The sequence below is a fragment of the Jiella endophytica genome (assembly GCF_004519335.1).
GTDB lineage: Bacteria > Pseudomonadota > Alphaproteobacteria > Rhizobiales > Rhizobiaceae > Jiella > Jiella endophytica.
In genome coordinates, this window is record NZ_SOZD01000017.1 from 22,193 (window position 1) to 30,893 (window position 8,701).

Annotated in this window: 8 protein-coding genes; all 8 read left to right on the plus strand. The window is 67.6% G+C overall.

Annotated features, from left to right (window positions below):
- The 8 genes from E3C22_RS23925 (at position 1) to deoA (ending at position 8,532) form a co-directional block, all read left to right on the plus strand.
- Positions 1-1,533: an ABC transporter ATP-binding protein gene (locus tag E3C22_RS23925; RefSeq protein ID WP_134764419.1), complete on the plus strand. Its 1,533-nt coding sequence runs from the start codon at positions 1-3 to the stop codon at positions 1,531-1,533.
- Positions 1,530-1,955 (plus strand): VOC family protein, encoded by a 426-nt coding sequence (locus E3C22_RS23930; protein ID WP_134764410.1) that lies wholly within the window; start codon positions 1,530-1,532, stop codon positions 1,953-1,955. Before E3C22_RS23925 ends, E3C22_RS23930 begins: the two co-directional genes overlap by 4 nt.
- Positions 1,956-2,632: 677 nt before the next feature.
- Positions 2,633-3,775, plus strand: a complete 1,143-nt coding sequence (locus E3C22_RS23940; RefSeq protein ID WP_134764411.1) for an ABC transporter permease — start codon at positions 2,633-2,635, stop codon at positions 3,773-3,775.
- Positions 3,775-4,743: an ABC transporter permease gene (locus tag E3C22_RS23945; RefSeq protein WP_134764412.1), complete on the plus strand. Its 969-nt coding sequence runs from the start codon at positions 3,775-3,777 to the stop codon at positions 4,741-4,743. The genes E3C22_RS23940 and E3C22_RS23945 overlap by 1 nt, the downstream gene beginning before the upstream one ends.
- 6 nt (positions 4,744-4,749) lie before the next feature.
- Positions 4,750-5,166: a cytidine deaminase gene (locus E3C22_RS23950; protein WP_245515174.1), complete on the plus strand. Its 417-nt coding sequence runs from the start codon at positions 4,750-4,752 to the stop codon at positions 5,164-5,166.
- Positions 5,163-5,969, plus strand: a complete 807-nt coding sequence (locus E3C22_RS23955; RefSeq protein WP_134764414.1) for a purine-nucleoside phosphorylase — start codon at positions 5,163-5,165, stop codon at positions 5,967-5,969. The genes E3C22_RS23950 and E3C22_RS23955 overlap by 4 nt, the downstream gene beginning before the upstream one ends.
- Positions 5,962-6,723: a deoxyribose-phosphate aldolase gene (gene deoC / locus E3C22_RS23960; RefSeq protein WP_134764415.1), complete on the plus strand. Its 762-nt coding sequence runs from the start codon at positions 5,962-5,964 to the stop codon at positions 6,721-6,723. Before E3C22_RS23955 ends, deoC begins: the two co-directional genes overlap by 8 nt.
- 483 nt (positions 6,724-7,206) lie before the next feature.
- Positions 7,207-8,532: a thymidine phosphorylase gene (gene deoA / locus E3C22_RS23970; RefSeq protein WP_134764416.1), complete on the plus strand. Its 1,326-nt coding sequence runs from the start codon at positions 7,207-7,209 to the stop codon at positions 8,530-8,532.
- Positions 8,533-8,701: the final 169 nt, after the last annotated feature.

The window sequence follows — 8,701 nt, forward strand, 5'->3', positions numbered from 1 at the left end:
ATGGCCGAACCGGCGATCGAACTGATCGGCATCGACAAGAGCTTCGGCGTCGTGCGCGCCAACAAGTCCATCGACCTGAAAGTCGCGCGCGGCACCATCCACGGCATCGTCGGCGAGAACGGCGCCGGCAAGTCAACGCTGATGTCGATCATCTACGGCTTCTACCAGGCCGATCGCGGCGAGATCCGCGTCGGCGGGAGAAAGGTCGAGATCACCGACCCGAACACCGCGATCGCCGCCGGCATCGGCATGGTCCACCAGCATTTCATGCTGGTGCACAATCTCACCGTCGTCGAGAACGTCATGCTCGGGGCGGAGCGCTCGCCGCTTCTGCGCTCGGGCATCGCCACCGTCAGGGCCGAGCTGAAGCGGCTCGAGGCGGACCACGGCCTCGACGTCGATCCGGACGCGATCATCGAGGATCTGCCCGTCGGCCTGCAGCAGCGGGTCGAGATCCTGAAGAGCCTCTATCGCGGCGCCGACATCCTGATCCTCGACGAGCCTACCGGCGTCCTGACGCCCTCCGAGGCCGACCATCTCTTCGCGGTGCTGAAGGAGCTGCGCGCCGAGGGCAAGACGATCATCCTGATCACCCACAAGCTGCGCGAGATCATGGCGATCACCGACAATGTCTCGGTGATGCGCCAAGGCGAGATGGTGGCGACGCGCCGCACGGCGGACACCTCCGTCGCCGAACTCGCCGAGCTGATGGTCGGCCGCCGGGTGCTTCTCACCGTCGACAAGGGCGCGGCGAGGCCCGCCGATCCGATGTTGAGCGTCACCGGGCTGACGGTCAGGGACGGCCGCGGCGTCACCATGGTCGACAACGTCTCCTTCGCCGTCAGGGCCGGCGAGATCGTCGGCATCGCCGGCGTTGCGGGCAACGGCCAGAGCGAGTTGCTCGAGGCGCTGTCCGGCATCCGCAAAGCGAAGAGCGGCCGCATCGTCCTCAACGGCCGCGAGATCGACCCGACCGAGGAGGCCGACCCCGCCGAGATCCGCCGCATCGGCTGCGCCCACGTGCCGGAGGATCGCCACCACATGGGCCTCGTTCTGCCCTTCGAGGAAAACGAGAATTCGATCCTCGGCTATCAGGACGACGGGCGCTTCCGCAAGGGCCCGCTCCTCGACCTCGACGCGATGCGGCGGGACGCCGCCGAGAAGATCGCCGCCTACGACATCCGGCCGGCCGACTGCCGGCTGAAGACCGCCAATTTCTCCGGCGGCAACCAGCAGAAGATCGTGCTCGCGAGAGAGATGGAGCGCGACCCCGACGTGCTCCTGATCGGCCAGCCGACCCGGGGCGTCGACGTCGGCGCCATCGAGTTCATCCACAAGCGCATCGTCGCGATGCGCGATGCCGGCAAGGCGATCCTCCTCGTCTCGGTGGAGCTCGATGAGATCCGCGCCTTGTCCGACCGCATCCTCGTCATGTTCGCCGGCAGGATCGCCGGCGAACGCGGTCCCGGTGCCACGGAGAGCGAACTGGGCCTCTTGATGGCCGGCGTCGACGGGAAGGAAGCCGCCGAGTGAACAGCGCCCGGATCACCCTCGTCACCCTCGGTGTCGACGACGTCGCCCGCTCGGTGGCCTTCTACGAGGCGCTCGGATGGCAGAAGTCCGCGCAAAGCGTCGAGACCACCGCCTTCATGACCGGCGAGGGTATCGTCCTGTCGTTGTGGGACCGCGCCGAAATGGCCGCCGACGGCGGCGAGGGCGAGCTTGCCGCCGGCTCCGGTTCGATGGCGCTGGCGGTGAATTTCGACAGCCCCGAGGCGGTCGACGCCTTTTACGCCCGCGCCGGAGAGGCCGGGGCAAAGCCGGTCAAGCCGCCGCAAAAGGCGTTCTGGGGCGGCTATTCCGGCAATTTCCGCGATCCCGACGGCCATCTCTGGGAGGTAGCCCACAATCCCTTCTGGCGGCTCGACGAAGCCGGCCGGGTCGATCTGACATGATCACGCCGGCAATCACGCTCCGTTCGCCGCACTGCCATCCAAAGGACGTTCGAAGCGCCACCGGGCGGCAAGCAGAGGCGCTGATCTCGACGCGTCGTCATTCTCGGGCCCCCCGTCACCGTCGCGGCCCTTTGGCATTTGCTCGCCGACGACGCGCCCTGGATGTCGGGCGACATCAACGGGTCACGTCCGGCGAGCAAGGACAGCGCCCGTCGCGCCCCCCTCTGCCCTGCCGGGCATCTCCCCCGCAAGGGGGGAGATCGGCCTTGCAGCGAGGCAGCGCCATCCGTGCAATTTCGGGGCTGGCGCATTCGAGCTGTCCCACGCTTCGAAAACTCATGAGAGGGCGGAGCGAAAAGAGCTGCGTGATCTCCCCCCTTGCGGGGGAGATGGCCGAAAGGCCAGAGGGGGGTAAGGCCGCAGGACCCGGACCGATCCGAAGACGACATCTCGCTCCGCCGTGGAAGCTTCGCCATCCCGGTCCTCGAGCCGGGAGCCATTCCTCCGCATCGAACGAGCCTGTTCGTCGCAGAACAGCGAGAGCGCTTGGTGTTGTGACGGGACGTCTGCTTCGCCGATTGGGAATGGACCCCGGGTCCAGCCCGTGGTGACGAGGCTTTGATGCTCCCCCACGCCCTGCAACGTCCCGACACCCTCATCCACAGACAGGCGAGCCGATGAGCCGTCCCTATGCCAAACTGCCGCGATGGATCGACTACGGGCTGATTCCGCTCGTCAATCTCGTCGTCGCCTTCCTTGTCGCCGGCCTCGTCGTGCTGCTGGTCGGCGAGAGCCCGCTGCAGGCCGCCGTGCTGATGCTGCGCGGCGCGTTCGGATATGCGGAGGGATTCGGCTTCACCCTCTATTATGCGACGAACTTCATCTTCACCGGCCTTGCCGTCGCCGTCGCCTTTCATGGCGGGCTGTTCAACATCGGCGGCGAGGGCCAGGCCTATGTCGGCGGGCTCGGCGTCGCCGTGGTGGCGCTCGGCCTCGGCGCCATCCTGCCATGGTGGCTGAACCTGCCGCTGGCGATCGCCCTCTCCTTCGCCTTCGGGGCGCTCTGGGCCTTCATCCCCGCCTATCTGCAGGCCAGACGCGGCAGCCACATCGTCATCACGACGATCATGTTCAACTTCATCGCCGCCGCCTTCATGGTCTATCTCCTCGTCGGCGTCCTGAAACCGGCCGGATCGATGGCCCCGGAAACCCGCACCTTCGATGCCGGCGGCCAGCTGCCGAAGCTGAAGGGCCTGTTCGACCTCTTCGGCTTCAATCTCGGCGGCGCGCCGCTGAACGTCTCGATCTTCGTCGCGCTGCTCGCCGCCTTCCTCGTCTGGCTGCTGATCTGGCGAACGAAGCTCGGCTACGAGATCCGCACCCTCGGCTTCTCGCCGCGGGCGGCCCGCTATGCCGGCATGTCGGAGACGCGGCTGATCGTCGTCACCATGATGATCTCTGGCGGGCTCGCCGGCATGATGGCGCTGAACGCCATCATGGGCGACCAGTACCGCCTCGCCATCGATTTCCCGCAGGGCGCCGGCTTCGTCGGCATCGCCGTCGCGCTGATGGGCCGCGGCCATCCGGCCGGCATCGTCCCTGCCGCGGTGCTCTTCGGCATGCTCTATCAGGGCGGGGCGGAGCTCGCCTTCGATATGCCGGCGATCTCCAGAGACATGATCGTCATCATCCAGGGCCTCGTCATCCTCTTCGCCGGGGCGCTGGAAAACATGTTCCGGCCGGGCATCGGCGCGGCCTATCAACGGGTCCGCTTCCGGACCGAGGAGCCGGCGGGCGAGAGTGTCGGGGAGGCACGGTGATGGATCTTTCCTCGTTCCTCGACCTCATCGATTCGACCATCCGCCTGTCGACGCCGCTGCTCTTCGCGGCGCTCGCCGGTCTCTATTCGGAGCGTTCGGGCATCTTCGACATCTCGCTGGAAGGCAAGATGCTGATCGCCGCCTTCGCCTCGGCCTCGGCGGCCGCGGTCTGGGGCTCGGTGGTGCTCGGGCTCTGCGTCGGCATCCTCGCCTCGATCGCCTTCTCGCTGGTCCACGGCGTCGCCTCGATCACCTATCGCGGCAACCAGATCGTCTCCGGCGTCGCGATCAACTTCATCGCCGCCGGGCTGACGATCATCCTCGGCCAGAGCTGGTTCGGCCAGGGCGGCAGGACGCCCAGCCTCTTCGGCGGCGGCCGCTTTACCGCGGTGAACCTGCCGGGCGCCGAGGCGATCCGCGACGTGCCGGTGATCGGGCCGATCTATTCCGGCGTCCTTTCCGGCCAGACGCCGCTGGTCTACGTCGCCTTCCTGATGGTGCCGCTGACCTGGTGGGTGCTGTTTCGCACCCGCTTCGGGCTGCGGCTGCGGGCCGTTGGCGAGAACCCCGCGGCGGTCGACACGGCCGGTATCTCCGTCACCTGGCTGCGCTACCGGGCGGTCATCATCTGCGGCGTCCTCTGCGGCTTTGCCGGCGCCTATCTCTCGACCGGACAGGCGGCGGGCTTCACCCGCGACATGACCGCCGGCAAGGGCTACATCGCGCTGGCGGCGCTGATCTTCGCCAACTGGAAGCCGGTGCCGGTGATGTTCGCCTGCCTGCTCTTCGGCTTTCTCGACGCCGTCTCCATCCGTGTCCAGGGCGTCGACCTGCCGCTGGTCGGCCAGGTTTCGGTGCAGTTCGTCCAGGCTCTGCCCTACATCCTCACCGTGGTGCTTCTCGCCGGCTTCGTCGGCAAGGCCACCCCGCCGCGGGCCGGCGGCGTGCCATATGTGAAGGAGCGATAGATGGCCGTGACCGACAGCCTCTTCGAAACCGCCAAAGCCGCGATGGTGAAGGCCCATGCACCCTATTCGCGCTTTCCCGTCGGCGCGGCGATCCTCACCGAGGACGGGCAGGTCCATTCCGGCTGCAACATCGAGATCGTCAGCTTTCCCGAAGGCTGGTGCGCCGAGACCAGCGCCATCGCCCATATGGTCATGGCCGGCGGTAGCCGCAGGATCGCCGAGGTGGCGGTGGTTGCCGAAAAGCTCGTGGCATGCTCGCCCTGCGGCGGCTGCCGCCAGCGTCTGGCGGAGTTTTCCACCCCCTCGACCAGGGTGCATCTCTGCGACGTCGACACCGGCGTCGTCGAGACGGTGACCATGGGCGATCTGCTGCCGCACTCCTTTGCGACCGATGCCCTCTCCGAGGCCGGCGACGGACGATGAGCGAGGCGGCAGGATATCTGCGGGAGAGGCTCTTTCCCGAGCGGCCGGCCGTCGCGATGATCCTCGGCTCGGGCCTCGGCAACCTCGTCGAAAGGGTCGCGGTCGATGCCGGCGCGCCCTTTGCCGCGATCCCCGGCTTTCCGCAAAGCGCTGTTTCCGGCCACGCCGGCGAGGTGGTGTCCGGCCGGCTCGGCGGGAAGCGTGTACTCATCGTCTCCGGCCGTGTGCACTACTACGAGGGCGGCAATGCCGCGGCGATGCGCCCGGTGATCGAGGCGATCGCAGGGCTCGGTATCGGCAAGCTGCTCCTCACCAATGCGGCTGGATCGGTGCGCGAGGACATGGCGCCCGGCGCGGTGATGGCGATCGAGGACCACATCGCCTTTTCCGGCATGAACCCGCTGATCGGCGAGGTCTCCGAGTCGCGCTTCACCGGCATGACGGCCGCCTACGACCCCGACCTTCGCGCCGGCATGGCGAGGGCGGCAAAAAGCCTCGGCGAGCCGATCGCGTCCGGGGTCTACATGTGGTTCTCCGGCCCCTCCTTCGAAACGCCGGCGGAGATCCGCATGGCGCGGACCCTCGGCGCCGACGCGGTCGGCATGTCGACGGTGCCGGAGACGATCCTGGCGCGGTTTTTCGGCCTGAGGGTGGTCGCCGCCTCGGTGATCACCAATTTCGCCGCAGGCATGACCGGCAGCGAACTCTCCCATGCCGAGACCAAGGCGATGGCGCCGAAGGGCGGCGCGCGACTGTCGCGCATCGTTGAGACGATGCTTGCAGAAGGCGTGTTTGATGACTGACGGAGTGGAAGCACGGCGGGCGGGCGAACTGATCGCCCGGCTCGACCTCACCAATCTCAACGAGATCTGCACCGAGGCAGACGTCGCCGCCCTTTGCGAAAAGGCCGAGACGCCGGAAGGCCCGGTCGCGGCGATCTGCATTTGGCCGGACTTCGTCGGCTTCGCCCGGCGGGAATTGTCGACCCGCATCAAGGTGGCGACGGTGGTCAACTTTCCGCGCGGCGGCGACGACGTCGACGCGACGCTTGCCGAGACCCGAAAAGCGGTTTCCGACGGCGCCGACGAGATCGATCTCGTGATCGCCTATGAGCGGCTCGCCGACGATCCCGGCTTCGTCGAGGCGCAGGTGCGCACCATCAAGGCGAGCTGCGGTCATGCGAAACTGAAGACCATCCTCGAGACCGGCCGGCTCTTTGACGAAGGGGCGATCCGGACGGCCTGCCACGCGGCGCTGTCCGGCGGAGCGGATTTCCTGAAGACCTCCACCGGCAAGGTCGAGGTCAACGCGACGCCGGCCTCCGCCCGGATCCTCCTCGAGGAGATCGGCCGGGCCGGCGCCACCGTCGGCTTCAAGCCGGCCGGGGGGATCAGGACCTTCGAGGACGCCGACGGCTACATGCGGCTTGCCGAGACGATCTGCGGCCTCGACTATCCGACACCGGAGCGCTTTCGGCTGGGCGCCTCCAGCGTCCTCGCCGATATTCTCGCGGTGGCCACCGGAACCGAACGGCCGGGCGGACTGGCGGGGTATTGAAGTGAGGGGTTCAGCGCTGCCATCCTCGAACAGCGACGATGTCGCGTGCCGCGCACCCCCCTCTGTCCTGCCGGACATCTCCCCCTCAAGGGGGGAGATCGGCGGCGTCGCGACTTGCGGATTTCCGGCGGAAGCTGGTGCAGGCCGGACCGTCCCGCGGGGACGGAAGTCGCGCTCCTTTGGAAGAGGTCGCGATGGCATCGCGGGCCGCGCACCCCCCTCTGCCCTGCCGGGCATCTCCCCCTCAGGGGGGGAGATCGGAAGCTTTGCCGTCGACGGCCATTCTTCAGGCGTTTGCGCCACGCACGGTTTTGCAGGACGTTCAGCGAGGTTCGAGCAAGATCGATCTCCCCCCTTGAGGGGGAGATGTCCGGCAGGACAGAGGGGGGTACGCGGCGAAACGCGTGAATCCGGACAAGCAGCAGGCCGGAAGAAGGTCTTCGACCGGCGATATGCATCGCGTCTATTTCGGACCAGCGCCTGATGCTGCCCCAGGAAATCATCGCAAAAAAGCGCGACGGAAGGACCCTCGCCCCCGAAGAGATCAAGGCCTTCGTCGGCGGCTTTGCCGACGGCAGTATCAGTGACGCGCAGATCGCCGCCTTCGCCATGGCGGTGATCTTTCGCGGGCTGTCCCGAGCCGAGACAGTGGCGCTGACCGAGGCGATGCGCGATTCCGGCGAGGTGATGGGTTGGCCTGGTCTCGACGGTCCGGTGGTCGACAAGCATTCGACCGGCGGCATCGGCGACAACGTCTCCCTGATGCTGGCGCCGATCATGGCCGCCTGCGGCGCCTATGTCCCGATGATCTCCGGCCGCGGCCTCGGCCATACCGGCGGCACGCTCGACAAGCTGGAATCGATCCCCGGCTATCGGATCGTCCCCGATCCCGAGACGTTTCGGCGAACGGTCGAGGGCGTCGGTTGCGCCATCGTCGGCCAGACGGCGAAGCTCGCCCCCGCCGATGGGCGCTTCTACCGGGTGCGGGACGTCACCGCGACGGTGGAATCGGTGCCGCTGATCGTCGCCTCGATCCTGTCGAAGAAGCTCGCCGAGGGGCTCTCCGCTCTGGTCCTCGACGTCAAGACCGGTTCCGGCGCCTTCATGGCCGAGGAGGCCGCAGCGCGCGATCTCGCCGAAAATCTCGTCGCGGTGGCGAATGGCGCCGGGCTGAAGACCGGCGCGCTGATCACCCGCATGGACGAGGCGCTGGCATCGGCTGCCGGCAACGCCGTCGAGGTGCGGAACGCCGTCGACTTCTTGACCGGCCGGCATCGTGATAGCCGGCTTACCACCGTGACCCTCGCCCTCGCCGCCGAGCTGCTGGCGCTGTCAGGCCTTGCAGAGACCACCTACGTGGGGCTGGTGATGGCCCGCCGCGCGCTCGAGACGGGCGCTGCCGCCGAGCGCTTTGCGAAGATGGTGGCGGCCCTCGGTGGGCCGGCCGATTTCGTCGAGCGGATGGAGGCCTACCTGCCCACGGCGCCGATCCTGCGGCCTGTCGCCGTCGAATCCGCTGGCTTCGTCACCGCCGTCGACGCCAAGGCACTGGGGCTCGCGGTGGTCGAACTCGGCGGCGGCCGGCGCCTGCCGGAGGATGCCATCGACCATTCGGTCGGCCTGACGGCGCTCGTCGAGATCGGCCGCAAGCTTTCGCCGGGAGAACCGCTTGCGATGGTTCACGCCCGCGACGAGGCAGGGTTCCAGCGGGCGGCGGAAAGGGTGAAGGCAGCGTATCGGCTGGGGGATTCTGCGCCAAATATGGATGACGCGGTGCTCGGGCGCATCGGAGGAAGCATTTCGGCCTGAAGCAAGGCGACCCCCCGCGCCCTCATCCTTGTAACTCCAGCGTCGCATCATCTGGTATTGTTGATGGTGCGGAGATGGAGGGGACACCGTCTCATCCTCGGGCGAGAGAGCCCGGACCTCAGCTTGGTGTCCCTTCCGTCGATCCATCGACCTCGAACAGTCGTCTGGG

Excerpts from the sequence above, each read along its gene's own strand:
- deoA (WP_134764416.1), top strand. The coding sequence starts at position 7,207 with ATGCTGCCCCAGGAAATCATCGCAAAAAAGCGCGACGGAAGGACCCTC.
- E3C22_RS23945 (WP_134764412.1), top strand. The coding sequence starts at position 3,775 with ATGGATCTTTCCTCGTTCCTCGACCTCATCGATTCGACCATCCGCCTG.
- E3C22_RS23940 (WP_134764411.1), top strand. The coding sequence starts at position 2,633 with ATGAGCCGTCCCTATGCCAAACTGCCGCGATGGATCGACTACGGGCTG.
- deoC (WP_134764415.1), top strand. The coding sequence starts at position 5,962 with ATGACTGACGGAGTGGAAGCACGGCGGGCGGGCGAACTGATCGCCCGG.
- E3C22_RS23925 (WP_134764419.1), top strand. The coding sequence starts at position 1 with ATGGCCGAACCGGCGATCGAACTGATCGGCATCGACAAGAGCTTCGGC.
- E3C22_RS23955 (WP_134764414.1), top strand. The coding sequence starts at position 5,163 with ATGAGCGAGGCGGCAGGATATCTGCGGGAGAGGCTCTTTCCCGAGCGG.